The sequence below is a fragment of the Ruegeria sp. CK3 genome (genome assembly GCF_056536565.1).
Genome location: NZ_JBQFPV010000004.1, coordinates 24,483 through 50,725, shown reverse-complemented (window position 1 = coordinate 50,725; position 26,243 = coordinate 24,483). Strand labels below are relative to the sequence as shown.

The window sequence follows — 26,243 nt, the reverse complement described above, 5'->3', positions numbered from 1 at the left end:
CCTGATGCGTGTTTTACACACAGCAAAGGAGACTATGACGCCGATCAGCATCGCGGGGGACAAAGGATCGCACTAACCTCCTGCCTCTCTCAAAAAACGCTTATTGGCAGTAGCTACCTCGACCCCACAGTTTGCGAAGTCACGATCATGAGTGACAAGAATATAGCTACGAGTTCTGCAAAGTTTTAGAATAATTAAATCATTGTAGTCGAATTTGCCTGCAGTGCATCCTTCTATAACACCCGGCAAGTCCATCGCACCCAACTCTAGTTGGTCAATTTCACAATCATCGTGCAAGTTCAAACAAGTGTCACGAACCGATTCCATGAATTCCTTTGCCTCGGGTCGAACACGGAATGACTTAAAATTTTTCTCTTGCGTTACGCCGCTTTCCAAACAAATTTTGTGTTGAGTTTTGCAGCAGCGGTTGTGAAACTCACTGATCACTAGATCACTCGCGACGACGCTGTTGCCTGCTTCAAGAAGGCTTTTGTAGAAGTCGCTGTAAACTCTGTATTCAGGCCTCGGATCGAACCCGTTTATGTTGATCCAAACATTAGTGTCAAAAAAAAATTTTCTACCGCTTATGCCGCAGTCTTGAGTTGCATCATGCGTCGTCATTTGGCTTGCCGGACTCGTTCTCTAAAATGTCGGATACAACTTCGGGGCTTTCAAAAAATACTTTAGCTCGATCGACTACAACTTTCAGTCGGTTGAGTTGCCATGGCTCGGCATGCACAGGAGGCGCGAGCATCGCCCTAACCTTTTCGGGCGTATACTCACCATACAACTGCCCTACCGCTGCATTCAAAAAGGCAGTAGTCAACCGAGTTGTACTTTCGAAAGAAATCGCAACTCGATCACCTTTGTTGATGTGATCGACTATCCTTTCATAAACGAGCTTGCCATCGCTGGCGGAAACACCGTATCCGCTACCTATAACTTCCGAGATTTTGACCGTTTTCAGTGCCATTTAGCCTTACCAGATGTTGTTAGGATCTGCATGGTGATTGACATCGTATTGCTTTGCATCAGCACTATCAATCTCCAGAACAATCGAAGTGCCAGGGTATGGCATCCTCATTCCAAGCATCGTCACGTCGGATCCATCTTGTCTCCAAAAACCCTTATCAGAAGCGACTGCTAAAACACCTCCATTGTGCGCAACGAACTCCCGGATCAGCGTCAGTCCAAGCCCGCCAGGAATATCGCCTACGCGAGATGTACTCTGTGGTTGCATGGCCCAGTTTATAGCGTCATGTGCATCAATATCTTGTCCTGACCATCGAACATAGGAGTTACGAATCCCACGACCTCCATCAGATATCACAAATGCTAATTTTTTCTTTCTAGGATAGTACTGACCGCAGACTGAGATTGGGGTAGGTGTTTTGGAATGCAATGAACTGTTGGCAAATATTTCATCTATGCCTTCAAAGAATTTCCTGCTCAGAGATTTCGACATCTTCGGCATACTGTGACGCGAAAGGTGCTCGCGAGCGAAAGACGCAAATTCGACGCCATCATCGACGGAGAAGTGCGTCCACGGAATTGTCGTATCGTGTATGTCGGGCAAACGATCGTTGAAAAAGCCGTTCTTGCGTAGAATATCGCTCACATTCTTAGCAATATTGGTGAACCGTAAATGTTGATTCCGCTCGAAAGAGTGGTCCACTACGACTCGCAGGGCAGATGCTAGATGTGCGTCCGCCCAGTCTACAATAGAGAAATCTACTTCAACTTCTCCTGCACCTTGAGCGCTCAAGTCGTTGTGAAGCTTCGAAATTGCAGCATATCCACGAAAGCTGGGCTCTATCCGACTTGTAGAAAACTGAACACTACCCATTTATTTTTTAGTTCCTTTGACTTCACTTGTTTCTTTAGAGGCTTTCTAGGGAACCGCAACTTTGGGAACCAGCCAATCGTAGGTTACTTGAGGCTCGTTCGATTGAAATTCTCGTTCCACCCAATTGCGATGCGCTGGTCAGCAAGGTCAAACTCAGCAAGGTCCTTACAAATGCACGCGACATAATGGGGGTCAAAGCGGTCTCGGGAAGATCAGAAGAAACGGAAATATGCTTCGGATTCCAAGAATTTCGGTTTGGTGACCTCACCAACTAATTCGATCCGTCCAGGAGCGTTTCCTTTCTCCGAGGCAAGGCGTCAGCATAGTGACCGCTCTTAGCCGTAATTTGTCCTAGAGCTCGCAGAAATTCATCTCGTCACCGCAAGGTCCAAAACTGCCTCTGAGCCCTTGCCGGCTTAGTTATAGACATGCGGTTAAAGTCATGAGGTATTCAAACTGATCGGCCAATTGCAGATTGGCGGGTACTTTGGCGGGTAGCTGGTAAAAACCGCCAATTTTTCCAATGAATTCAAAGGAAAGTGGCGGACCGAGGAGGATTCGAACCCCCGACCCCTTGATTCGTAGTCAAGTACTCTATCCAGCTGAGCTATCGGTCCGCGTTGGTGAAGCGGTGTTTAGACCCGGTGCGGGAGACGTGCAAGCCGATTCTGCAAAAAATCTTCAAAAAGTTAGATCGCCGCGTGGGAGGCTTATTTCAAAGGTTGTACCGGTGGGTCCGGTCTCTTTCAGCACGAGATCCCCGCCATGTCCGCGCACCAGTTCCTGTGAAATCGCAAGCCCAAGGCCCGAGCCGCCCTTGCGCACCCCGCCTTGGAATGGCGTGAACAGATTTTCGCGGGCTTTGGGCGGCAGGCCGGGGCCGCTATCGCGGATTTCGATGCACCAGTTGGCCTCCATGGCGCAGCCGGTGACAGTGACGCGCCCGGGTTTGCCCGAGGCAACCAGAGCCTGCCGAGCGTTGCGCACGAGGTTCATGATCACGCGGAACAGCTGCTCTGGGTCTGCGCGAACAACCAGATCCTCGGGCACTTCGTTCACGATTTCGACGCAGGCATCGGCGACAGCCAGCTGCTCGCTGGCGGCAACATCTTCAGCAATGTCGCGGACGCGCACCATGGTCAGGGTCGGCGCAGGTTCTTCCGCGCGTCCAAAGGCAAGGGTGCTCTCGCACAGCGAAACCGCACGCGTGATCGAGTTGACCAGCTTGGGTGCCATGCGGCGGACCAAGGGGTCATCGCTGGCTTCGATCCGGTCGGTGAACAGTTGTGCAGAGGTCAGAATATTGCGCAGGTCATGGCTGACCTTGGCCACCGCACCACCCAGTTGCGCCAGACGCTCGCGTTGTTTCAGCGCCTGCGTCAGGTCGGTCTGCAGCATCTTGAGGGCCTCTTCCGCCTCACGCAATTCAGTGACCTTGGAGTTGGGAGTGATAATGCCCCGCGCATCCTCGGGCGCGCTGGCATAGCGCTGCATATAGCCGACAACGCTTTTGATCGGGCGTACCAGCACAACGCGCACAGCAAGGAACAGGAAGAAAGCCGTGATTATCGAAATAACGAAGGACAGACCCAGAATGCGCAGCCCGTAATCCACCATCGCCATGCGCAAGGGCATGCTGTCTATGGTTACCTCGATCAGTAGACCGGCGCCTTTTACCGGCTCACCGATCACGCGGATGACCTCATTTTCAGTGGTGAAAAAACGGGTCATCGCATCGCGGATCAGGATCCACGGGCCCGCGTCTCGCAGATCATAGGTGTTGGTGATCTGTTCCGGGATAGGCGAAGACAGCATCAGCTGCCGCACCTCATCGCGCCGCAGGACGACGTTATAGACACCCGCATTTGCCAGCAGCTCGGCCTCGAGATCGTCGGCGAGCATATCATCGGCCAGCAGCGCCAAAGACGCGATTTGCGCGCGTTCCAGCCGGTTCAGCAGGAAGTCTTCTCGGAAACGCGCGATGGACGGCACAAAGATCAGGACCTCGGCCAACATCACGAAGACCGTCGTCAGGATCAGAAATCGGCCGGACAGCGAGTTCAATTGGCGCTCCTCTTCCGGTCAGGGGATCCAGCGTTGCACGAACCTGACCACGCGTTTAACCGTCTGATTCTCAAACAGCCTTGGCGAGAAATAAGCCCCCGCCACACGTTTGTTAAGCTCTCCGATCGTCGGATAGGGCGAAACCATCGCGGCGATCTGCCCCATCTTCAGGTTATTGGCCAGCGCAAGGGACCACAAGTTGATCAGCTCTCCGGCCTGATGACCAACGATTGTCGCGCCCGCGGGGCGTCCTTTCACGACCATCACCTTTATGAACCCCTTTGTCTTACGCTCGGAAATGGCGCGGTCATTGTGATGGTAGTCGAACCGGGCGACCTCCATCGCGTCACCATGCTGTTCACGGGCCTGCGCCTCGGTCAATCCGACCTGAGCCAGTTCGGGGTCCGTATAGGTGGCCCACGGGATATGAGCTGTCTTGGCCTTTGATGGCAGACCAAACAAGGCCGAGCGGATGATGATGCCCGCATGGTACCCCGCTACATGGGTGAATTGCAGACCACCGGCCACATCACCAATGGCGTAGACCTTGCGATTGGTCGTGCGCAAAGCGTCATCCACCCTGATCCCTGTGCGTGTACGATCGATGCCAGCGGCCTCAAGGTTCAAACGTTCGACATTGGCCTTGCGTCCGGCTGCCATCAGAAGATGAGTACCGGCAAAGATGTCTCCGTTCTGAGTGACAACTTCGACCGCGCCAGCCGAGCCTCGGATTTGCGCGACCATGGCTTGTTCCTGAATGTCGACGCCCTCTGCCCGCAGGGTTTCGAGAACAAGGGCTGCAGCTTCGGGGTCATCCTTGCCCAACGCCTTTGCGCCTTCGATCACGGTCACCTTGCAACCCAGCCGAATATGGGCCTGCGCCATCTCCATCCCGATGGGGCCACCGCCGATAATCAACAGGTGGTCGGGCTTGTCCTTCAGATCAAAGATGGTTTCATTCGTGTAGAACGGCACCGAGTCTAGCCCCGGGATCGGCGGCACAAGCGGCGATGATCCGGTGGCGATAACAACCCGCCGGGCGGTGATCACGTTCTCACCGGCCTGCACCTGTGTCGGAGACAGGAAGGTGCCAAATTCGCGGATCACCTTGACGCCGAAGCCCTCGAACCGCTCCTGACTGTCCATCGGCTCGATCTGAGCGATGACGCCCTGCACGTGATCCTTCGCGGCGGCATAGTCCACCTGCGGCACAACATCGGCCACACCAAAAGGCGCGGAATGGGCCTGCCCATAGGCCATCTTGCCACTGGCGATCAGGGCCTTGGAGGGGACACAGCCGAAATTCAGGCAATCCCCGCCCATCTTGTGACCTTCCAGCAGGATCACCTCGGCCCCCATCTGCGCCGCCCCTGCCGCAACCGACAAACCGCCCGACCCGGCGCCGATGACCAGGATATCTGTTTTCAGCTCTTTCATGGAATTCAGGCGTCCTTTTTACCGCGCAGGGCTTTGATCAGAATGGGCAGAGCGGCCAATACGCACAAGCCTATGATCGGACCGATAACAAAGGGTTCCCAAAGCAGCGAAACATCAGGCGTTTCGCCGCGATCAAAGACACCGCCTAAGCCGACGCCGATCCAGGTGTAGACAATCCCGCCCGGAATGATGCCCAGCGCCGTCGTGAACAGGAAGTTGCGGAACTTCACGCCCACCAGTGCGGGGACCAGATTGGCCACAAAGAACGGAACCACGGGCACAAGACGCAGCAGGAACAGGACCGAGATCTCATTCTCGCGCAGGCCGTCCTTGAGTTTCTTGATGGTCCCTTCCGAGGATTCGAGGCGCGCCGTCAGCGATTCACCCAAGCCCCAGCGCGCGGCCAGAAAGATGGCTGATGCGCCGATCGTGGCCGCGAACACATTGAACGCGGTGCCTGCGAACAGGCCGAACAAGAAACCACCGGTCATCGAGGCGACGGCTGCCCCGGGCAGGGAAAACGCCACGATCACGATATAGATCCCAACGAAAGCTGCGGCCATGGCCCAGTAATATTCATCCCGCCAGGCCAACAGGGCCTCGCGATTGTCGCGCAGGGTTTCAAAACTCAGGTAGTCCCCAAGGGTGAAGAACCCCACCGCGGCAACGGTCAGGATCACAAGCAATGGAATATGGCGCGCAAACCCGCTGCGCGGTGCTTGGGTCGTTTCGCTCATCTGGCTGTCCGGCTTTGATTGTTTCATTCTGACCTCAACATGCGCTGCCTCGTGGTCCTGCAACAGGCCCCTCACGCGGCCTTGAACTCTGTGGCCGGGAATGTGAGGGTTCGGGGCGCAAAAAACCGGATTCTGAAATCTTTTGACCGGCCAGGTTACAGAATTGTTGCAAAAGGCGCGAAAACCCGTGCCTTGGGGTTTGACTTACCCCCCGCTTGGCAGTAGAGGACGGGCTTCGAACACTCGGGCCAGGCGAATCCGCGCCGCACCCACCGCTATAGATTGGAGACGGAGCGATGAAACGCACCTATCAGCCTTCGAACCTGGTTCGCAAACGCCGCCACGGTTTCCGCGCGCGCATGGCCACCAAAGCCGGCCGCAAAATCCTGAACGCGCGCCGTGCACGCGGCCGTAAATCGCTGAGCGCGTAAACCGCCTCACCGATCAGGTTATGAACATGACGCCGCCGGAGGCCCCTGAGGATGGTATCAGCCAACCGAGGGTCAAGCCCCCGGCGGCGTCCGTTTGCGCGCCCAAACCTCTGACCATTCTCAAGAATCGTTCTGATTTCCTGAAAGCAGCGCGGGCGCGTCGACAAGGCACATCCTCGATGATGGTGCAGGCGCGCAGGCGCGTTTCGGACGAGGGCGCAGGCATTCGCGTCGGGTTTACGTGTTCCAAGAAGGTCGGCAATGCGGTGTCCCGCAACCGCGCCAAGCGCCGCCTGCGCGAAGCCGCCCGTGCCGTACTACCCACGCAGGGGCATGACGGCTGGGACTATGTCCTGATCGGCCGCGCCGAAGTCACCGCCGGGCGGGCGTTTGACGCCATGCTCGACGATCTGCGCTATGCGCTGCGCAAAATCCACGCCCCTCGCAAATGACCCTGCTGGCGCGCATATTCGCCCTGCCCGTGCGCGCATACCGGTTGGTTTTCAGCCCCTGGGTCGGATTCAATTGTCGCTACCAACCGACGTGTTCGGCCTATGCGTTGGAAGCACTTGAGAAACACGGCGCGATCAAGGGCGCGTGGCTTGCCGCCCGTAGAATCGGGCGCTGCCACCCATTGGGTGGTACGGGGTATGACCCGGTGCCCGAAATATCCGAAGACGATTAGACCAGCGCTAGATTCCCTCGGTCCGTGAACCTTCGGGTCGGGATGACTTCACGATCCAACTTACCCAGCAGAGTGTGGTGCAAATCCTCGTAGAACCGAGGCGAGTCGAAATACCAGCTATGGCTGGCGGATGGTCCATCCGGGTAATCCGCGCGATTGTCATTGAAGAACTTGCCGCAATAGAGGTTGACTGCCTTTTCAGGATGGTCCGAGGGCATGCCCACACGCCCCAACCGACGCGAAACGCCCACGCGCTTGACCTCAGAGATCGAAAGAACCTCATCAAACGGGCTGTAGTAACAAGTCAGCCTCGTACACCGCCGCATCAGGGATGAGGTCTTGGCGCTACCCTCGCGGAAAGACTTGGCCGAGACATCCGCCGCAACAAAGGCGATCTGGCTGGTGGTCCAGCTGTGCTGAGCAATCTCGTGGTCGTCATCGGCGTAATCCATAGCCTCGCGCACCAGAAAGGTCCCCATCGAATGCGCCAGAACGTGAACATTGTGGGGGCAATCCGGGGTCTGCATTTTGGACAGGCGTCTGATCCCGTCATTGAACAGCTTGTCCGCCGAGCGCCGGGCATCGGCCCTGTCCGAGCTATAGCCCAAGACCGAGCCGTCACTTGGCCAGTCAAAGCTGACGATCACGCCTTTGAAACCATGGGCCTCGAGCCCCTTCCGGATTTTGCGGTGCCGCTCCAGCATCTCGAACTGCTCGGTGTTGAAGCCATGCACGAAAAAGACGATATGGCCCTTTTCATGATCCGTTGCCCCGGCGGCCTGCTGCACCTTGTCCAGCCAGTCCGAGATTCGGATTTCGTGTTTACGTGCTGGTGCCTTTACGTTGGACGGTATTGCCAGATAGCGCGCCTTGCCCAGTTTGTTGGAATAGGTATTGCCGCTGCGTCCGCGGACGGTAAAGAAATAGTCCATTTTAAACTCCGTCGGTAAATCCGCAGATCATAGCACAGCCGGCGCCTTCCCCCAAAAACTGACCCGGGTTCACGACACCTTGCCCGCGCGCATCCTGCGCTGTAATCACGGCCCATGTTTGATGAAGCCGACGATATCCATCCGCTGTTTTCTGGCGCGCCCTCGACGACCGAGTTCAAGAAGCTGCGCAAACGCATCGTGCGCCAGACCCGCGAGGCGATCGAGCAGTACGGGATGATCGACCCGTCCGCCCATGACAAGGACGGCAAGCCGCCGCGCTGGCTGGTTTGCCTATCGGGCGGCAAGGACAGCTACACCCTGCTTGCCGTTCTCTATGAGCTGAAATGGCGCGGGTTGCTGCCGGTCGATTTACTGGCCTGCAATCTGGATCAGGGGCAACCCGGCTTTCCCGCCACCGTCCTGCCCGAGTTTCTGGAGCGGATGGGCGTTCCCCACCGGATCGAGTATCAGGACACCTATTCCGTTGTGATGGACAAGGTCCCGCAAGGCCGGACCTATTGCGCCCTGTGTTCGCGCCTGCGCCGGGGCAATCTGTATCGCATCGCGCGGGAAGAGGGATGCTCGGCTGTGGTGCTGGGCCATCACCGCGATGACATTCTGGAAACCTTCTTCATGAACCTGTTCCACGGCGGGCGTTTGGCAACCATGCCGCCCAAGCTGGTTAATGAAGAGGGCGACCTTTTCGTCTTTCGCCCACTGGCCCATGTGGCCGAGGTCGATTGCGAGAAATTCGCCAAGGCGATGAATTACCCGATCATTCCCTGCGATCTGTGTGGCAGTCAGGACGGTTTGCAGCGCCAGCAGGTCAAGCAGATTCTCGATCAGTGGGAAAAGAACAACCCCGGCCGCCGTCAGGTCATGTTCCGCGCCCTGACCAACGCCCGTCCATCTCATTTGCTGGATTCAAAATTGTTTGACTTTTCAGGGCTTTCCCTGGTTTCCAGCAAAAACGACGAAAATTCGGCTGAAATTCCGCAGTTGCGTTAACGTCTAACTCAGACTGGTTTCCTACCGTTCACCTTGAGCGCTCGATGCCCAAGGCCTGGAATAGCTATGCGGAAACTTCCTGATTTTGATCGTTTTCTCCGTCCTGTGACCTCTGCCCTCAGCGGGCCATCTGCGCTGGCCTTTCTGCCAGCGCTCAGCCTTGGGGCTTTTTGGCTGGGCGGCGAACGCGTGCTTGTCAGTGTGACGCTTGTGGTACCGTTGATGTTCGCGGTGGCAGGGATTGTGAACAGTCAGTCGAAAGCGCGCGCTGGGCAGGAAATCGGTGGTGTGCTGCCAAACGAACAGTTTAATCTGGCCTTGGCAAAAAAGCTTGAAATCGCGCAAAGGCAAGAGGCTGGCGCAGCTTGCATCGCCATTGTGATCGACGGTTTTCCCGAGGTTGCGGATATTCACGATCAGGCCGCCGCCGATCACATCCACCAGCAATTCTGCAGCCGCGTTCTTTCGATGATCCGCGACAATGACATTGCGATGTTGGTCGGAGACGACGGCCTGATGATCGGTCTGCATCCGTCGCAGCAGCTGGACCTCGAGGCCTGCATTCAGATGTCCGGGCGCATCCAGTCTGCGGTGGAAGAGCCGATTATGCTCAATGGAATCGGTCTCTACCTGACTTGTTCGATTGGGTTCAGCCTGAACAAAACTATCTCTGGCGATACGGTCTCGGACTGGAAAGCTGCCAGTACCGATGCGCTGACCGAGGCACAGCGCAGTGGGCCCTCGACGATTCGGGCCTATTCCTCCGAGACCCGACGCAGGTCACTGGTCCGAAGCAATCTGCGCAAGGAGTTCGAGGCGGCACTGGATCATGGCGATATCCGCCCGTGGTTCCAACCACAGGTATCCACGGATACCGGCCGCGTTACGGGTTTTGAGGCGCTGGCCCGGTGGGAACATCCGCAAAAAGGTGTACTGAGCCCACAAGTCTTCCTGCCCTTCGCCGAACAAGCCGACTTGATGGAGCGTTTGGGTCAGGCCATCCGGCACCACGCCTTCACCGCCATGCGGGCCTGGGAAAGGGCGGGCGTTATTGTGCCACGTATGGGTGTCAATTTCTCCTCGGATGAGCTGCGCGGACCTAGTTTGATCGACCGCCTCAAATGGGAGCTTGATCAATTCGACCTGACCCCCGACAGGCTGACGGTCGAAGTGTTAGAGACCGTCTTTTCCCGCCGTCCCGATGATGTGATCACCCGCAATGTCACCGGCCTTGCAGCTTTGGGGTGCTGTATTGATCTGGATGATTTCGGCACCGGCCATGCCTCAATCGCGTCGATCAAGCGGTTCAACGTCACGCGGATCAAGATCGACCGCTCATTCGTTGCCAAGTCTGATCAGGACCCCAGTCAGCAACAGATGGCCAGCGCCATCCTGACCATGGCCGAACGCTTGAATCTCGAGACGCTGGCAGAAGGGGTCGAGACACCGGGGGAACATGCCCTGATGGCCCAGCTTGGATGTGATCACGTGCAGGGCTTTGGCATCGGCAAGCCAATGCCCTTCGAAAAGACGCTGGACTGGATGGTCGCGCACAACGGCAGGATGAACGGGGTTCCGAAAATCGGACGCCAAACCGGCTGAATTCCGTGAAAGAGTGGCCTGGAATGCCACGGCGCGACGAATTTACGGCCGATTCCGCTTGACCTTTGGGCCTGCACTCTATTGAACCCTGCGGGTGTCTTTCACTGCTCAAGGTGGCTGTCCCAGATGGACGATCAGAACAAGAATCTCATCCTTGCAACCGCGCTCAGCTTTCTCGTGATCCTGGTCTGGTTCGTGTTGTTCCCTCCGCCGGAACCCACGCCCGGAACGGAACAGACCGAGATTGCAGCAACCGAAGGGTCAGAGATTCAAACGCCCAGCGCAAGCGGCACCGGAACGGTTGGCGAGGCGACCGCGACCGCGGAGGAGGCTCAGCCCGAAGAGCAAGCGCCGCGCGTTGCGATTGATACGCCCCGTCTGAAAGGCAGCCTGTCGCTGTCGGGCGGCCGCATTGATGAGCTGTTCCTGAAGGACTACAAAGTATCGCTTGAGGAAGACGCACCGATCGTGGAACTTCTGGCCCCCGTTGGGTCGGATTCGGCCTACTACGCCCTCTATGGCTGGGCGCCCGGATCCGGTGTGAGCGGCACGGATGTTCCCGGACCCAACACCCTTTGGACCCTTGAGCAGGGTGAGACATTGGGCGTAGGCACCCCCATCACACTGGCGTGGGACAACGGAAACGGCCTGACCTTCCGCCGCACAGTCTCGGTGGACGAAAACTACATGTTCTCGGTGACCCAATCGGTCGAAAACGCCACCGACGCCGAGGTCAGTATGGCCCCCTACGGCATTCTGGCCCGCCATGGCATTGGCGAAGACGGCGATCTGCCGGGCCTCAAGAACTTCTTCATCCTGCATGAAGGGGTGATCGGCATGGCCGACGGGACTTTGACCGAGGTCGACTATGGCGATGTCCGAGACTTCGACATCGACCCGAACGAACGCGCTCAGGCCGAGGTCTATCAGGTCAAAGAGGACGGCTGGATCGGCTTCACCGATCACTACTGGATGACAACACTGATCCCCGAGCCCGGATCGGCCTTCAAAGCAGCCGCAAAATACGACTCGCGCCGCAAAATCTATCAGACCGAAACCGTACTTCCGACCCTGACAGTGGCTCCGGGTGCAACGGAAGAGGTCAGCACCCGCCTGTTCGCGGGCGCGAAGGAATGGGAAGCCATTCGGGAATACCAATCCGAGGGCGTTCAGAAATTCATCGACAGCATCGACTGGGGTTGGTTCTTCTTCCTGACGAAACCGATTTTCTGGCTGCTGCACAATATCAACCTTCTGATCGGCAACATGGGTTGGTCCATTATCGGCCTGACACTGATCATCAAGGCGATCCTGTTCCCGCTGGCGTTCAAATCCTACGTCTCAATGGCGAAGATGAAGGAGCTTCAGCCGCAGATGGAGGCCTTGAAAGAGGCCGCAGGCGACGACCGCCAGAAGATGCAGCAGGGCATGATGGAGCTGTACAAGAAGGAAAAAGTAAACCCCGCCGCAGGCTGTTTGCCGATCCTGATGCAAATCCCGATCTTCTTCTCTCTGTATAAGGTGATTTTCGTCACCATCGAACTGCGTCAGGCCCCATGGTTTGGTCCGTTCCAGGACCTCAGCGCGCCTGACCCGACCTCGATCTACAACTTGTTTGGCTTGTTGCCCTGGGCCGCACCCGCGCCCGAAAGCTTCCTTGCGCTGATCTTTATCGGGATCCTGCCCCTGCTGCTGGGTATCTCGATGTGGCTGCAGCAAAAGCTGAACCCGGCACCAACCGATCCGACACAAGCGATGATCTTTGCCTGGATGCCCTGGGTCTTCATGTTCATGCTGGGTGGGTTTGCCAGCGGTCTGGTGGTTTACTGGATTGCCAACAACACCATCACCTTCACCCAGCAGTATCTGATCATGCGCAGCCAAGGGTATAAGCCTGACGTGTTCGGCAACATCAAATCCGGCTTCAAGCGCACGCCGAAAACGGACGGCAAATGAGCGGGCAGGTCTCAGCCCTCTGGCGGCACCCGATCAAGAGCCATGGGCGAGAAGCCCTGACCGAGATCACTGTACTCCCCGGGCAGACCATGCCCGGGGATCGTGTTTGGGCCGTCGCGCATGAGGCTGCCAAGACCGACGGCTCGGAATGGGCACCCTGCGTAAATTTCAGCCGCGGCGCGAAGGCGCCCAAGCTGATGGCGATCTCGGCTGAGACGCAGGGCGACAGCGTGACCCTTCGCCACCCTGATCGTCCGGATCTGAGCTTTGCACCCGATACCGAGCAGGACGTGTTTCTGGAATGGGTCAAACCACTTATGCCTGCGGATCGCGCCGCCTCCGCGCGGATCGTGCGCGTGCCCGGTCGAGGGATGACCGACAGTGATTTCCCCTCGATCAGCCTGTGCAACATGGCCAGCCACCGCGCTGTCGAACAGAAGCTGGGCCATGAGTTGTCACCGATACGCTGGCGCGGCAATATCTGGTTCAATGGCCTTCCCCTGTGGGAGGAGTTCGACTGGCTCGGTCGTGACGTTCAGATTGGACAGGCCGTCTTCCATGTGCGCGAACGGATCAAGCGCTGCCTGGCAACCACTGCCAACCCTGACACGGGCGAGCGGGATGCGGACACGCTTGGTGCCCTGAACAGTTGGGACCATCAGGATTTCGGCGTCTATGCCGAGGTGATCCGGGGCGGTGAAATCCGCATTGACGACAAGGTTCAACTGCTATGACAGCCCTGCCCTTCCCTCTTGCCGAAGATCCTGACGCGTTCGCGCTGGAGCGTGGGCGCAAGCTGTTTGCAGGTGAATCCGAGTTCGTCAAAGGCGTCGTCGCGATGAATGGCCTGCCCGCCCCCGACCGGCTTGAGGTCTGTTTTGCCGGACGCTCGAATGTGGGGAAATCCAGCCTGATCAACGCGCTGACCGGCACTAAGGGCCTGGCACGCGCCTCAAACACACCCGGCCGCACGCAAGAGATCAACTTTTTCACCCAAGGCCCCGAGCTGTATTTGGTGGACTTGCCCGGCTATGGCTACGCCAATGCTCCGGTCAAGGTGGTTGAGAAATGGCAGCGGCTGCTGAAACAGTACCTTAGCGGCCGGCAAACCCTGCGTCGGGCCTTTGTTCTGATCGACTCACGCCATGGGGTGAAGCCTGTGGATGACGAGATCATGAAGCTGCTGGACACGAGCGCCGTGACGTTTCAATGCGTCATGACCAAGGCCGACAAGGTGAAGGCCAACGACCGCGAGAAAGTGCTGAACCAAGTGCGTACAGCCCTGTCCAAACACCCTGCCGCATACCCTGAGATCGTTCTGACATCCTCGGAAAAAGGGGATGGGGTGCCGACGCTTCGCTCGATCATCGCCCATCTAGAATGACCCTGATCCTGCGCGTCTTTGGTGTTCTGACCCTGCTTGCACTGCTCGCGACCAGTGCAATTCCGCAGGGATGGATGCCAGCGCAAGGCAATGACGGCAAGATCCTACTGGTGCTTTGCACAGGTGAGGGAACGGTCGAGCAATGGGTCGATCTGAACCCGGACGATCCGATCCATGATGAGCATGACACGCGCTCCATGTGCCCTTTTGCGGGGCTCACTGCGGATGCCAATCTCCCTGGATTTGAGTTGATCATTCCAGCGGATTTCCAATTGCAGCCGCGCTGGGATCAATCTGATTTCACCCATCGCAGTGCAGGATTTTACGCCCGCTATGATGCGCGGGGACCACCCCACTCCTCCTGAAACAGCGAAACCTTGTTTTGGCCCTGCGCGCACCTGCGCGCGAGGGATGTCTGTACATGGAGATTAACAATGGCAATGGACAGCCAAACTTCGGGCGCGGCCCCGATGCAGAATACAGCTGCGCAAAAATTTTACTTCGCCGCGTGGCGGTGGCATTTCTACGCCGGGATTTTCGTGATCCCGTTTCTAATCATCCTCGCCGTCACCGGTTTGATGATGATGTTCATAACCCAGGTTGACGGGCGCGATGGCGAGAAAATCGCCGTCACGGTCGAAGGCAAAGCGCTACCCGTCTCGCAACAGGCCGAGGTCGCTTTGGCCGTGGTTCCCGGGCAGGTCGTCGAATGGATCGGCCCCAAGGCCGAAGGTCTGGCCACCGTCTTCCGCGTCAAAACCGATGCGGGTCAACGCTTGGTCGCGGTCGACCCCTACGCTGGTCAGGTTCTGGAAATCTGGGATCGCCGTGCCGGATGGTATGATCTGGCGGACAATATCCACTCGACCCTTCTGATCGGCACCACTGGCGACCGCATCCTTGAAATCGCGGCAGGATTGAGCCTCGTTCTGGTGTTTACCGGCCTCTATCTATGGTGGCCGCGCGGCAATGCGATGGCGGGTTTTGTGCCCAACCTCAAGGCGCGAGGGCGCGCGTTGTGGAAGTCCCTGCACGCGGTAGTCGGCTTCTGGATGTCGCTCTTGCTGATCGTCTTCCTTGTCTCGGGCCTGTCCTGGGCTGGGGTCTGGGGCGGTATGATTGTTCAACCCTGGAGCAGCTTCCCAGCCGAGAAGTGGGACAACGTGCCCTTGTCGGATGAAACCCATGCCAGCATGAATCACGGTCATCAGAACGACGTCCCCTGGGCGCTGGAGCAAACACCCATGCCTGCCTCCGGCTCTGACGCCGGCATTGAGGGCGTGCCAGAGGGCACTGTGATCGATATCGACGCCCTAGTCGCTTTGGGGACGGCATTAGAGATGAGCGGACGATTCCGCGTGGCCTATCCTGGCGGCGAGGATGGCGTCTGGACGCTCAACCGCGACAGCATGAGTAGCGACTCGACCGATCCGGTGAACGACCGAACTGTCCATGTCGACCAGTACACCGGCAAAATCTTGGCCGATGTCCGGTATGAGGACTATTCGCTGATGGGCAAATCCATGGCCGTTGGGATCCCATTCCATATGGGGTTGATGGGCACGTGGAACTTCATTCTCAACGTGGTGTTCTGCCTATCGGTGATCTTCGTCTGCGTCTCGGGCGTGGTGATGTGGGTCAAACGCCGCCCGCAAAAGGCGCGTCGACTGGCGGCGCCACCGATGCCGGCGGAACTCCCACTATGGAAAGGCGCGGTCCTGATCGGGCTGTTCACAGCTATGGCTTTCCCGCTGGTAGGGCTGACCTTGCTGGTTGTACTGGCCTTCGACCTGCTGATCCTCAGCAATATTCCCGCGATGAAACGCGCGATGAGCTGACCTGAACAGGGGCCGCGCCGCCCAGGCGCGGCCATCGTTGACCGCATTTGCCCAGGTATGGTCTTGGCAGTCCGGGTCAAACGCCCTAACAGGGTGGATCAGAGGACTGAAAGCCATGAAGACACGAGACATGAACCGGGATTGGATCGCCACCGCCGCAACCCTGAACAGCGCGTTGCCCTATTTGCAGCGCTACGATGGCGCGATTGTCGTCATCAAGCTGGGCGGCCACGCTATGGGCAGCGATGAGGCGATGGACAGCTTTGCCCGCGACGTCGTGCTGATGCGGCAGGTCGGTGTGAACCCGGTGATCGTGCATGGCGGCGGACCGATGATCAACGCGATGCTCAAACAGCTGGACATCCAGTCCGAGTTTGTGGGCGGCAAGCGCGTCACCGACAAAGCGACGGTCGAAGTGGTCGAGATGGTCCTGTCCGGCCTTGTGAACAAGCGGATCGTGCAGGCGATCAACCGTCAGGGCGGCACTGCTGTGGGCCTGTCGGGCAAGGACGCCAACCTGATGACCTGCGAACAGACAGATCCCTCGCTGGGCTTTGTGGGGTCGCCGTCGAAGATGGACCCCAAGGTTCTGCACGACCTGTTCTCGCATGACGTGATCCCGGTCATCGCACCGCTTGGCGCGGGCACCGAAGGAGAGACCTTTAACGTCAACGGCGATACGGCTGCGGGGGCTATCGCCTCGGCGCTGAGAGCAGATCGCCTGCTGCTGCTGACGGATGTCTCGGGCGTCAAGAATGCTGCTGGCGACGTGGTGACTGAGCTGAAGGCCGGTCAGATTCGCGAAATGACTCTGGAAGGCACCATTGCCGGTGGTATGATCCCCAAAACCGAAACCGCGCTAGATGCGCTGCATAGTGGAGTGCGCGCGGTGGTTATTCTGGACGGACGCGCGCCAAACGCGGTCCTGCTGGAGCTGTTCACCGAACACGGCGCCGGGTCGCTGATACGCCCCGACTAATACCAAACCGGAGGAGATATGACCCAACAGCCCGCCTCCTCTCACCACAGTTATGATCGTGTCGAACACGCAGCTCAGCGGGTTGGGCTGATTGTCATGGGCGCGCTGCACCCGCGTCAGGTGCAAGCGAAACAATTGGATGGCGGGACGCTGATCCTTTTGGGCGCAGGGCCCGAGTTCTGGCCCCAGTTGAAAGCCGCGCCGGAATGGCAGGGCAAGGACCCGGTCGATCGCTGGTCACTCCGTGTGGTTGGGCAATTGGCACAGGACTTGGGTGCCAAGGCACATTTTCCCTTTGGCGGCCCTCCTTACGCGCCATTCATCGACTGGGCGTTGAAATCAGGGCGGACCTTCAGCAGCCCGGTGGGCGCTCTGGTACATGACCAGATGGGCATGATGATCTCGTTGCGCGGCGCGCTTCATTTCGCCGATGAATTCCCAATCCCCCTGGCAACTGCTCCTTCGCCATGTACCTCGTGCGCAGCGCCTTGCACGCAGACCTGCCCGGTGGGTGCGCTGAATGATCAGAGCTTTTACAATGTCGAGGCCTGCCACAACCACCTCGCAACGCCCGAGGGGCAGGTCTGCATGACCGGAGGATGCCTCGCGCGCCTCTCCTGCCCGGTTAGCGCCCGCGCAGGCCGAGACCCGGACCAATCCGCACATCATATGAGGGCTTTTCATCCGTCATGACACACACCCTGATCCTGACCCGCCATGCCAAGTCCAGCTGGGATGATCCCAACCTCAGTGATCATGAGCGACCACTGAACAAACGTGGGCGAGCGTCAGCCCCGGCGATTGGATCTTGGCTCAAGAATAACGGCTGGGTTCCGGATGAACTTCTGAGCTCGAACTCGGTCCGCACGCGTGAGACTTGGGACCATATGGGTCTGCATGCAGAAAACGCCTATTACGCCTATGACCTCTATCTGGCGGGGCCAGATGCGATGCTGGCTGAGTTAAAGACGGCAACAGGCCGAACCGTGATGATGCTGGGTCACAACCCCGGTATTGCCCAGTTCGCGGCTCAGCTTGTCGAAACCGCGCCTGAGCACGCACGGTTCCACGACTACCCGACCTGCGCCACAACGGTAATCCAGTTCGAGATCGACAAGTGGTCCGACATCCAGAAGCACAGCGGCAAGGTCTTGGGCTTCGCGATCCCGCGCGAGCTTCTGAAATGAAAAAAGGCGGGGCAAAACCCCGCCTTTCCTTTGATTTAACCTCGATCAGTGCCCGAGGATCTGGCTGAGGAACAGCTTGGTGCGTTCGCTCTTCGGGTTGTTGAAGAACTCTTCCGGTTCGTTCTGTTCCACGATCTGGCCAGCATCCATGAAGATCACGCGGTTTGCCACCTGACGGGCAAAGCCCATCTCGTGGGTCACACAGAGCATGGTCATGCCTTCTTCGGCCAGTTCGATCATGGTGTCGAGCACCTCTTTGATCATCTCGGGATCCAGCGCTGAGGTCGGTTCATCGAACAGCATGATCCGCGGCATCATGCAAAGCGAGCGAGCAATCGCCACACGCTGCTGCTGACCACCGGACAGCTGCCCGGGATACTTCAGCGCCTGATCTGGGATCTTCACCTTCTCAAGGAAATGCATCGCGCGCTCTTCGGCTTCTTTCTTGGGCGTCTTGCGCACCCAGATCGGGGCCAGCGTGCAGTTTTCCAGAATGGTCAGATGCGGGAACAGGTTGAAGTGCTGGAACACCATGCCAACCTCAGACCGAATCTTGTCGATGTTTTTCAGGTCATTCGACAGTTCGATCCCGTCCACCACGATCTTGCCCTGCTGGTGTTCTTCCAGCGCGTTCAGGCAGCGGATCAGGGTAGATTTGCCCGAGCCGGACGGGCCCGCGATAACAATCCGCTCGCCTTGGTTGACGGTCAGATTAATGTCACGCAGCACGTGAAACGAGCCGTACCACTTGTTCATTCCGCTAATGTCGATGGCGACCTCGTCGCTCACCTGCATCTTCGAGCGGTCGATTTCGCGGTCAATTGCAAGTTCAGACATGTGTTGAACTCCTTAGTGATGATCGGTGGCAAGGCGACGCTCGAGCCACTGAGAATATTGAGAGATGCCGTAGCAGACGACGAAGAACAGAAGCGCGGCAAAGCCCAGAAGCTCCCAATAGACGCCGTTCCATTCGGTTGACGCTAGGATGGGGCCCCGGATCATGCCCACCAGATCGAACATCGAAATGACCGAAACCAGTGTGGTGTCCTTGAACAGACCAACAGCCACGTTCACGATACCAGGGATCGAGATCTTCAGAGCCTGCGGCAGGATGATCAGACGCATCGCCTGAGGGTAATCCAGACCAAGGCTGTCTGCTGCTTCATACTGTCCACGTGGAAGCGCTGCCAGACCGCCGCGGATCACCTCGGCGATATAGGCGGCTGAGAACATGGTGATCATGATCACAACGCGCAGGAACAGGTCGACCGTGCTGTCAGGCGGGAAGAAGTAGGCCAGCATCACCGAAGCCACAAACAGCAGCGTGATCAGAGGCACGCCACGGATGAATTCGATGAAGATGACGCTCACCCATTTGATCAGCGGCATGTCGGACTGGCGGCCCAGTGCCAGGGCAATGCCCAGCGGAACCGACAGCGACACACAAGTGACACCCAGCATCATGTTCAGCATGAAGCCACCAAGATCACGGCTGGGAACAGCTGTAAGCATCGCGTCTTCAGAAGCACCTTCCGGTATCAGCGCTCCGCCAACATTCCAAACGACAAGCGCCACAACGATGGCCCCGAAGAAGCCGGCCGCAAAGCTGTTCTTGCCGAATTTCTGGAAAACGGCGCCGCCCGCGACGCAACCCAGCAGAGCCACAAGCGGGACCAGAATGGTGCCACCCCAGATCAGCCAGAACGCAATGAACGGGTAGAGCGCCGTGAAGATCAGCATTTTGCGCGGCAAGTCGAAGAACAGCACCGGCGCAAAGGCCACCAGCATCAGCACAAAGGCCAGGTTGGGGCGCCAGTACGCGTCAACCGGGTATTTGAAGCCGTAGATCAGCTGAGGCCAGCGTTCGGTCAGAACCGCAAAACACGCGCCTGTCTTGCCACCTAGAATCTCACGACACTCTGCCAGCGAGTTCGCATTCCACACCCCGTTCAGAATCCACGGCAGCGTATTCTTCAGAAGGATGTAGATCAGGATCAGCGACAGAACCGTCAGGATGGTGTTGGTAACGCCCGAGAACAGGTTCTCGCGCAGCCATTTGACCACACCCGTCTCATTCGCCGGGGGCGGAGAGGGAGGGATGGTGCCTTCGGCCACGAAAGCGATCGGATTGGTTGTTTGATCGGCCATGGCTCAGCGCTCCTTCAACTTGACGGATGCGTTGTAGACGTTCATCACCATCGAGATCACCAGCGAGGCGGTGAGGTAGAACAGCATCAGCAGCAGAACGCATTCGATCGCACGACCGGTCTGGTTCAGGGTGATACCGCCCAACGTCGCGGTGATATCCGCGTAGCCCACGGCAATCGCCAAAGACGAGTTTTTGGTGATGTTGAGATACTGCGAAATCAGCGGCGGAATGATCACCCGCAGCGCTTGCGGCAGGATGACCAGATTCATAATCCGACCCTGACGCAAACCCAGCGCGGCCGCAGCCTCGGTCTGACCTTTTGAGATCGCCTGAATACCGGCCCGCACGTTTTCCGCGATGAAGGCCCCGGTGTAGATCGACAACGCGAACCACAAAGCGATCAGAGGACCGCCGACCTTGATGCCTCCGCTGAAGTTAAAGCCCTTCAGCGCGGGAATGTCCCAGGTCAGGCCCATCAGAACCATCAGCAACGCAAACGGCACCAGCCAGACGCCCAGTTTCACCAGCAGAGTTCTGGGGCGTTCACCGGTCTCTTCTTGCTTCTTGGTCGCCCGCTTTTCGATCTCGCGCGAGGCGAACCATGATCCGACCAGACCGGCAATCACCAGCAGCCAGTTCAGAATGGTTGCACTGAACAGGCCATGCGCGAATTCCGGACGGGGGATATAGACCCCACGGTTGGTGAAGGCGAAGGCATCAAACAGCATGCTCGACGTCGGGTTGTCACCGCGGAACGCCCGCGGCCCCGGCAGAACGGCCGTCATGATCGTGAAGATGATGATGATCCAGATCAGAACCGGAATGTTGCGGAAGATCTCGACATAGACCGCCATCAGCTTTGAGACGAGCCAGTTGTTCGAAAGCCGCAAAACCCCGGCGATCACTCCGAATATCGTAGCGGTGATACAGGCCAGAAACGCCACGAGCAGCGTGTTCAAAAGCCCCACAACCGCAGCCCGCCCATGCGAGGACTGACTGTCATATTCGATCAGACGCTGGTTGATGTCGTACCCGGCGGAATCGCCGAGGAATGTGTAGGATATGTTCAGGCCGGCGGCCCGAAGGTTCTGGATCAGGTTGTTGCCCAGATACCAAATGGATAGCGCAATAGCGATAGCCGCGATCACCTGAAAGGTCAGCGATCTGTAGCGGGTATCGTTTATGAGCATCGACAGCCGAAAATCAGCTTTCGGCGGGTCAGTCATAGTCGACATATTTTGGAATCCCCGTAGCTAGCGGACTTTGTTTTTATGGCGAGGTTGTCCCCGCTCTGCGTCCGTTCGCGTAAGTATTAGTGAAAAAGGGCGCAGGATGTCCTGCGCCCTTTTCCGTGGATGTCTTAGCGGAAAGGCGGCGAGTACAGCAGGCCGCCTTCGGTCCACTGAGCGTTCAGGCCGCGTGCCAGACCGATCGGAGTTTCTTCACCGATGTTCTTGGCAAACACTTCACCATAGTTGCCGTCCGCCTTGATGGCGCGCATAGCCCACTGTGCGTCCAGACCCAGCATCTCGCCCAGGGTACCTTCGGTGCCCAGCAGACGGTTGACTTCCGGGTTGTCGGTGCCAGCTGCCAGCTCGTCGATGTTCGCCGAGGTCACGCCCAGCTCTTCAGCCGAAACCAGCGCGTTCAGGGTCCAGCGGACAACATCGCCCCACTCGTGGTCGCCGTGACGGACCAGCGGGCCCAGCGGCTCTTTCGAGATGATTTCGGGCAGCAGGACGTGGTCACCGGGGTTTTCGAACGTGGCGCGGGTTGCGGCCAGGCCCGAAGCGTCGGTGGTGTAAACGTCACATGCGCCAGCCAGGTACTGCTGCTGCGCTTCGGCGTTGGTTTCGATCGGAACCGGCTCGTAGCTGATGTTGTTGGCACGGAAGAAATCGGCCAGGTTCAGCTCGGTGGTGGTGCCGGTTTGGATGCAGACAGTCGCGCCGTCCAGTTCCTTGGCCGAGCTTACGCCCAGTGCCTTGGGAACCATGAAGCCTTGACCGTCATAGTAGTTCACACCGGTGAATTCGAACTTCAGGTCGACGTCGCGGCTGAAGGTCCATGTGGTGTTACGGGCCAGCATGTCGATCTCGCCCGAGGCCAGAGCGGTGAAGCGCGTCTTGCCGGTAGTCGGAACGAATTCAACTGCGTTTGCGTCACCCAGAACAGCGGCGGCAACGGCACGGCACAGCGATACGTCGAAGCCTTTCCATTCGCCATTCGCGTCAGGTGCAGCGAAGCCAACCAGACCGGTGGTCACACCACAGTTCAGAGTGCCGCGCGCCTTGACGTCGTCTACAGTTCCCGCCGCGGCAGCACCTGCGGCCAGACCGGCCACTGTTGCCGCGCCCAAGATTACGGATTTTTTCATTTTTACCTCTTCCTGATTTTCCGCCCCTGTAAGGGCGGCTCTGCCCGGCATAGTGGATGCCGGAAAGGTTACCCCAAAGGTGTCTCCCCTTTAGTGGGCTTGAGTTTGGTCGCATTCATAAACAAACGTCAAGGGTCGGATCAGGGAAAACGATGGGTCTCCGCCTCTGGATTAGGCAGATGCGTAAAAAAACCAACGTTGGAAGGATCAAACAGAGAGATCGAAGAAGGTCTTGGCGTGTAAAAACGCGGCTTTCTTTGTTTCCGCCACGGCGTGGGCTTCGTCATCATGGCCCCATTGTTCGATCTGCCAGGCCTCATCAAGTCGCGAAATGCGCCATATCTCGTCCGGTTCGCGCCAATCCTGCGCCGCTGCAAATCCCAGAATCAACGACCCAGACAAGCTGACCAGATCGTGGAAGGCTGCCAATTGAAACGCATCCAGCGCATGGACCTGCTGACGCAGCTGCGCCAACGCCTCAGCCGATTGAGGCTGGTGCAGCACACCCGCCACGGGAATCAGCCGGGCCTGCAGGGTCTCGGCGGCCCAGTCCAACGCGGGATCCCAGTCTGCGGCCTGACGCTCTTGCAGTTCCTGAGGATGGGTTGCGCGATAGCACAACAGATCGGAGTCGCCATAGTCCGCCAGCATATCCGCCACTTCGCCGTGCTGGATGCGTACCTTGTCGATCGCCGCATTGGCCGAGCGGGTGAAGGGCATGGTGGTCGGGTCCACCTCTTTGTCTTGCGCATCCCATTCAGCGGCAACGGCTTCAGCCATCGCTTTGGTCGGCAGAATCAATGCCGCCTTGGCTGGCGTTTTGACCCGGCGGCTATCCAGTTCGACCGTGTAGCCGTCCTCGACCTCGACCGCAGTGCTGTTTGTCCAAAAGCGTTTCGGTTTCCAGTCGCTCATGTCTTCACTTCCAAAGAGTGGCCAGCGCATCCGGCAGCTGGTCGAATGTTTCAATCACACACGAGGCCGCACTTAGCGCAGCAGTGTCATGGTACCCCCACGACACCCCGATCCCGGTGACGCCTGCAGCGGCGGCCATGTCCATGTCAAAGCTGGTATCCCCGATCATGACCGCATGCGCAGCCTCAACACCGGTTTCCGCCAACGCAGTCTGAACCATCGAGGGATGAGGTTTTGACGGATGATGATCCGCCACCTGACGGGTCACGAAATAGCGCTCCAACCCATGCGCTTCGATCAGCGCATCCAGACCGCGTTGCGATTTGCCCGTAGCGACGCCCAGAAGGATTTCCGGCACGGCATGCAGTGCTTCAATCGCGTCGCGCGCGCCGGGATAAAGGGGGGAACTCGCCGCGCCAAGATCCAGCCGGTGCGTGTGATAGGCCTGCTTGTACCCTTCAACCAATTGCGCCTGAACCGTCGTCGACTGCTGTGGCACAAGCTGTGCAATGGCCAAAGGCAACGACAGGCCGACAATCGACAAAATGGCCTCACGGCTTGGCACCTCGACCGAGGCGGCCTGAAAACTGGCCGTCATCGAATGGACGATGCTGCCCTGACTGTCGACCAGCGTGCCATCGACATCGAACAGGACCAAACGCAGGGGTGCGCTCATTGCAGCTCCTCGAAGGGGTCGTCGGCGGCAAGGTCTTCGGTCCAGCCAAACGTGTCCCAGCTGTGCTTCATGTGCTCGGGCAGAGGGGCCTCGACCGTGATCGGCTTGCGGGTCATCGGGTGCTGGAAAGACAAACGGCGTGCGTGCAGGTGCAGTTTCTTGCTGATGATCCCGCCCAACTGCGCGCCCCAACCATCGCCGAGGTTTTCCTGACCCGAGCCACCATATTTGCCGTCGCCAATGATCGGATGCCTGATCGCGGCCATATGCGCGCGCAGCTGATGGGTACGGCCCGTAATCGGCTCCATCGCAACCCAAGCGGCGCGGCCCGCGACACGATAGAGCGTCGCGTAATGGGTATGTGCCCGTTTCGCACCCGGCGTGCTGTCGATGTCGCCCAGATGGACGGGGATCATCTTTTCGCCCTCGCCCTGTTTGCCATGACCAGAGGCCTTGACCAGACCGGTCTTGATCTCTCCCAGATAAGGCGTCGGCACACCGGCGACCAGCGCCCAATAGATCTTGCGTGTATCGCGGTGGCGGAAGGCAGCAGTCAGCCCCTTGGCGGCCTCTCGCGTGCGGGCCAGCAGCAGAACGCCCGAGGTGTCCTTATCCAGCCGATGGACCAGCCGCGGGTTCTCATCATAGCCAAAGCGTAGAGCCTCAGACAAGCTGTCGACGTGGCGGGTCTGGCCGCTGCCGCCCTGCACCGGCAAGCCGTGCGGCTTGTTCAGCGCGAGCACATGATCGTCGCGATAGATCACGCAGGACTGGATCATCTTCGCATCCGCCTCAGACACGCTGCGCTTTATCTCGGCCGGTTTGTGATCGGCATCCGGCAGCGGGGGCACGCGGACGACCTGCCCGACCTCCAGCCGGGTCGAGGCCTTGGCGCGGCTGCCATCTACGCGCAGCTCTCCCTTGCGGCACATCTTTTCGATCCGTCCTTGGCTGACATGCGGAAACAGGCGGCGCAGCCAGCGATCCACACGCTGGTCTCCGTCACCTTCTGCGACCGTAATCATCTGCACGCCACTCATGCCATCGCCCCTTGTCCCGCGCGGCCGATTCGCCCGGAGTATCCTGCTACCACTGCCTTAGAAAACATGCGCGTCTGTGGCCTGCAACGGGTCGAGAGTCAAGCAATCATAGGCGTTTCAGAGGTTCAAGAAATCCCCATGTCGCCCGGCCCCGTCTCGAAACCGCCCTGCGCCTGCGGTACCCTCCCGCCGGATCGCTTCCAGACCGTTGGCCCATTCAACCTTTAGCCCATCACGCACTGACATCCCGCGCGTTTCGATGATCGATCGTCGGTCGGCCCGCACAGCCTCCTGCGGGAAACGGGCGATGTCGTAGGCCATGGCCTCGGCAGTGGCCCGCGCTTCTCCATGCGGCACGACTTTCTCTGCCAACCCGATCCAATAGCACTCCTCAGCCTCGACCTTGCGCCCGGTCAGGGCGATCTCAAGCGCTTTGCCCTGCCCAACCAAGCGCGGCAAGCGAACTGTGCCGCCGTCCATCAGAGTAATTCCCCATCGGCGACAAAAAACCCCAAGGTAAGCCGTCTCAGCCATCACCCGTATGTCGCACCACAAGGCCAACTCCATCCCACCGGCGACGGCTGCACCGTCGATTGCTCCGATGACTGGCTTTGACAATTCCAGCCGAGATGGCCCCATTGGCCCGAGCGTCGAGGTGGCGGATCCAATAGGAAAGCTGTGTTTCTCGTAATAGGCCTCACCCAATTCAGGGTCAGCCAGACTGGCGGCCAACTTCAGGTCCCACCCTGCACAGAAATTGCCGCCCTTGCCCCAGAAAACGGCAACCTTTGCGGGGCCGTGTTCGAACTCGAGAAACGCATCCACCAGAGCTTTCGCGTGATCCGGGTCGACCGCGTTCCGCGCCTCGGGCCGGTCATGGATGATGGTCCAAACCTCTTCGGTTTTATCAATGGAAACGGGCATGACATGTCCTCCCTCATGGTCATTGACCCAAGGGAAGCCGGATGTGTGCCACCTGTCGCCTATGACGCCACGGCAG

Annotated in this window: 28 protein-coding genes and 1 tRNA gene; 13 read left to right on the top strand and 16 right to left on the bottom strand. The window is 58.4% G+C overall.

The genetic code is table 11. The features are described 5' to 3' along the window. Positions 1-72 precede the first annotated feature (72 nt). From ACR0C3_RS06240 to ACR0C3_RS06210, 7 genes are all read right to left on the bottom strand, one after another. Positions 73-621, bottom strand: a complete 549-nt coding sequence (locus tag ACR0C3_RS06240; protein WP_480757728.1) for a type II toxin-antitoxin system VapC family toxin — start codon at positions 619-621, stop codon at positions 73-75. Further along, positions 608-973, bottom strand: coding sequence for an STAS-like domain-containing protein (locus ACR0C3_RS06235; protein ID WP_480757727.1), 366 nt, complete (start codon positions 971-973; stop codon positions 608-610). Before ACR0C3_RS06235 ends, ACR0C3_RS06240 begins: the two co-directional genes overlap by 14 nt. Before the next feature lie 6 nt (positions 974-979). Further along, complete coding sequence (locus ACR0C3_RS06230) at positions 980-1,846, bottom strand: ATP-binding protein (protein WP_480757725.1); 867 nt, start codon at positions 1,844-1,846, stop codon at positions 980-982. 540 nt (positions 1,847-2,386) lie between these two features. Further along, positions 2,387-2,463, bottom strand: a tRNA-Arg gene (locus ACR0C3_RS06225). Between the two features lie 64 nt (positions 2,464-2,527). Beyond that, on the bottom strand, positions 2,528-3,910 hold the full coding sequence (locus ACR0C3_RS06220; RefSeq protein ID WP_480757724.1) for an ATP-binding protein: 1,383 nt from the start codon (positions 3,908-3,910) through the stop codon (positions 2,528-2,530). Between the two features lie 18 nt (positions 3,911-3,928). Then, positions 3,929-5,347, bottom strand: coding sequence for a dihydrolipoyl dehydrogenase family protein (locus ACR0C3_RS06215; RefSeq protein WP_480757722.1), 1,419 nt, complete (start codon positions 5,345-5,347; stop codon positions 3,929-3,931). A gap of 5 nt (positions 5,348-5,352) precedes the next feature. After that, positions 5,353-6,111, bottom strand: a complete 759-nt coding sequence (locus ACR0C3_RS06210; protein ID WP_480527889.1) for a TVP38/TMEM64 family protein — start codon at positions 6,109-6,111, stop codon at positions 5,353-5,355. A gap of 269 nt (positions 6,112-6,380) precedes the next feature. Between ACR0C3_RS06210 and rpmH the strand changes: the two genes are divergently transcribed. Genes rpmH through yidD form a run of 3 tightly spaced genes read left to right on the top strand, consistent with a single transcriptional unit; the run spans position 6,381 to position 7,200 of the window. Beyond that, on the top strand, positions 6,381-6,515 hold the full coding sequence (gene rpmH / locus ACR0C3_RS06205) for a 50S ribosomal protein L34 (protein ID WP_005980833.1): 135 nt from the start codon (positions 6,381-6,383) through the stop codon (positions 6,513-6,515). 26 nt (positions 6,516-6,541) lie between these two features. Further along, a complete protein-coding gene (rnpA, locus tag ACR0C3_RS06200) occupies positions 6,542-6,967 on the top strand; it encodes a ribonuclease P protein component (RefSeq protein ID WP_480757720.1) in 426 nt (141 codons plus the stop codon). After that, on the top strand, positions 6,964-7,200 hold the full coding sequence (yidD, locus tag ACR0C3_RS06195; RefSeq protein ID WP_480757719.1) for a membrane protein insertion efficiency factor YidD: 237 nt from the start codon (positions 6,964-6,966) through the stop codon (positions 7,198-7,200). The genes rnpA and yidD overlap by 4 nt, the downstream gene beginning before the upstream one ends. Here the strand turns inward: yidD and ACR0C3_RS06190 are convergent. Next, positions 7,197-8,132: an alpha/beta fold hydrolase gene (locus tag ACR0C3_RS06190; RefSeq protein WP_480757718.1), complete on the bottom strand. Its 936-nt coding sequence runs from the start codon at positions 8,130-8,132 to the stop codon at positions 7,197-7,199. The genes yidD and ACR0C3_RS06190 overlap by 4 nt on opposite strands. Positions 8,133-8,246: 114 nt before the next feature. On the opposite strand from ACR0C3_RS06190, the gene ttcA reads away from it, so the two are divergent. The 10 genes from ttcA to ACR0C3_RS06140 all read left to right on the top strand — a co-directional run bounded on the left by ttcA (position 8,247) and on the right by ACR0C3_RS06140 (position 18,086). Beyond that, positions 8,247-9,140, top strand: a complete 894-nt coding sequence (gene ttcA / locus ACR0C3_RS06185) for a tRNA 2-thiocytidine(32) synthetase TtcA (protein WP_480757716.1) — start codon at positions 8,247-8,249, stop codon at positions 9,138-9,140. A 66-nt stretch (positions 9,141-9,206) separates the two neighbouring features. After that, a complete protein-coding gene (locus ACR0C3_RS06180; protein WP_480757714.1) occupies positions 9,207-10,742 on the top strand; it encodes a putative bifunctional diguanylate cyclase/phosphodiesterase in 1,536 nt (511 codons plus the stop codon). Positions 10,743-10,868: 126 nt separating this feature from the next. Then, positions 10,869-12,698, top strand: coding sequence for a membrane protein insertase YidC (yidC, locus tag ACR0C3_RS06175; RefSeq protein ID WP_480757713.1), 1,830 nt, complete (start codon positions 10,869-10,871; stop codon positions 12,696-12,698). Further along, entirely contained in the window at positions 12,695-13,432 is a 738-nt protein-coding gene (locus tag ACR0C3_RS06170; RefSeq protein WP_480757712.1) for an MOSC domain-containing protein, read from the top strand. Before yidC ends, ACR0C3_RS06170 begins: the two co-directional genes overlap by 4 nt. Next, positions 13,429-14,082 carry a ribosome biogenesis GTP-binding protein YihA/YsxC gene (yihA, locus tag ACR0C3_RS06165; RefSeq protein WP_170482335.1) on the top strand — a complete coding sequence of 218 codons (654 nt, stop codon included), beginning with the start codon at positions 13,429-13,431 and terminating at the stop codon, positions 14,080-14,082. The genes ACR0C3_RS06170 and yihA overlap by 4 nt, the downstream gene beginning before the upstream one ends. Then, the gene (locus tag ACR0C3_RS06160; protein ID WP_425083735.1) at positions 14,079-14,447 is read left to right on the top strand and encodes a DUF2946 domain-containing protein; all 369 of its coding nucleotides are present in this window, start codon (positions 14,079-14,081) and stop codon (positions 14,445-14,447) included. Before yihA ends, ACR0C3_RS06160 begins: the two co-directional genes overlap by 4 nt. Positions 14,448-14,516: 69 nt before the next feature. Further along, on the top strand, positions 14,517-15,920 hold the full coding sequence (locus tag ACR0C3_RS06155; RefSeq protein WP_480757710.1) for a PepSY-associated TM helix domain-containing protein: 1,404 nt from the start codon (positions 14,517-14,519) through the stop codon (positions 15,918-15,920). Between the two features lie 115 nt (positions 15,921-16,035). After that, complete coding sequence (gene argB / locus ACR0C3_RS06150; protein ID WP_170663001.1) at positions 16,036-16,899, top strand: acetylglutamate kinase; 864 nt, start codon at positions 16,036-16,038, stop codon at positions 16,897-16,899. An 18-nt stretch (positions 16,900-16,917) separates the two neighbouring features. Beyond that, entirely contained in the window at positions 16,918-17,592 is a 675-nt protein-coding gene (locus ACR0C3_RS06145) for a ferredoxin (protein ID WP_480757708.1), read from the top strand. Continuing rightward, the gene (locus tag ACR0C3_RS06140; protein WP_480757706.1) at positions 17,589-18,086 is read left to right on the top strand and encodes a SixA phosphatase family protein; all 498 of its coding nucleotides are present in this window, start codon (positions 17,589-17,591) and stop codon (positions 18,084-18,086) included. Before ACR0C3_RS06145 ends, ACR0C3_RS06140 begins: the two co-directional genes overlap by 4 nt. 45 nt (positions 18,087-18,131) lie before the next feature. Here ACR0C3_RS06140 and ACR0C3_RS06135 read toward each other — a convergent pair whose 3' ends face one another. From ACR0C3_RS06135 to ACR0C3_RS06100, 8 genes are all read right to left on the bottom strand, one after another. Further along, complete coding sequence (locus ACR0C3_RS06135) at positions 18,132-18,923, bottom strand: amino acid ABC transporter ATP-binding protein (RefSeq protein WP_170528808.1); 792 nt, start codon at positions 18,921-18,923, stop codon at positions 18,132-18,134. A gap of 12 nt (positions 18,924-18,935) precedes the next feature. After that, positions 18,936-20,234, bottom strand: a complete 1,299-nt coding sequence (locus ACR0C3_RS06130; protein ID WP_170375959.1) for an amino acid ABC transporter permease — start codon at positions 20,232-20,234, stop codon at positions 18,936-18,938. Positions 20,235-20,237: 3 nt separating this feature from the next. Beyond that, positions 20,238-21,470 (bottom strand): amino acid ABC transporter permease, encoded by a 1,233-nt coding sequence (locus ACR0C3_RS06125; RefSeq protein WP_170375961.1) that lies wholly within the window; start codon positions 21,468-21,470, stop codon positions 20,238-20,240. A 125-nt stretch (positions 21,471-21,595) separates the two neighbouring features. Then, positions 21,596-22,612 (bottom strand): amino acid ABC transporter substrate-binding protein, encoded by a 1,017-nt coding sequence (locus tag ACR0C3_RS06120; protein WP_170375963.1) that lies wholly within the window; start codon positions 22,610-22,612, stop codon positions 21,596-21,598. A gap of 207 nt (positions 22,613-22,819) precedes the next feature. Continuing rightward, a complete protein-coding gene (locus ACR0C3_RS06115) occupies positions 22,820-23,527 on the bottom strand; it encodes an ATP12 family chaperone protein (protein ID WP_480757704.1) in 708 nt (235 codons plus the stop codon). A 4-nt stretch (positions 23,528-23,531) separates the two neighbouring features. Continuing rightward, positions 23,532-24,203: an HAD-IA family hydrolase gene (locus tag ACR0C3_RS06110; RefSeq protein WP_480757703.1), complete on the bottom strand. Its 672-nt coding sequence runs from the start codon at positions 24,201-24,203 to the stop codon at positions 23,532-23,534. Next, positions 24,200-25,243 (bottom strand): RluA family pseudouridine synthase, encoded by a 1,044-nt coding sequence (locus ACR0C3_RS06105; protein ID WP_480757702.1) that lies wholly within the window; start codon positions 25,241-25,243, stop codon positions 24,200-24,202. The genes ACR0C3_RS06110 and ACR0C3_RS06105 overlap by 4 nt, the downstream gene beginning before the upstream one ends. 117 nt (positions 25,244-25,360) lie before the next feature. Further along, positions 25,361-26,167 carry a crotonase/enoyl-CoA hydratase family protein gene (locus ACR0C3_RS06100; RefSeq protein WP_480757701.1) on the bottom strand — a complete coding sequence of 269 codons (807 nt, stop codon included), beginning with the start codon at positions 26,165-26,167 and terminating at the stop codon, positions 25,361-25,363. Positions 26,168-26,243 lie beyond the last annotated feature (76 nt).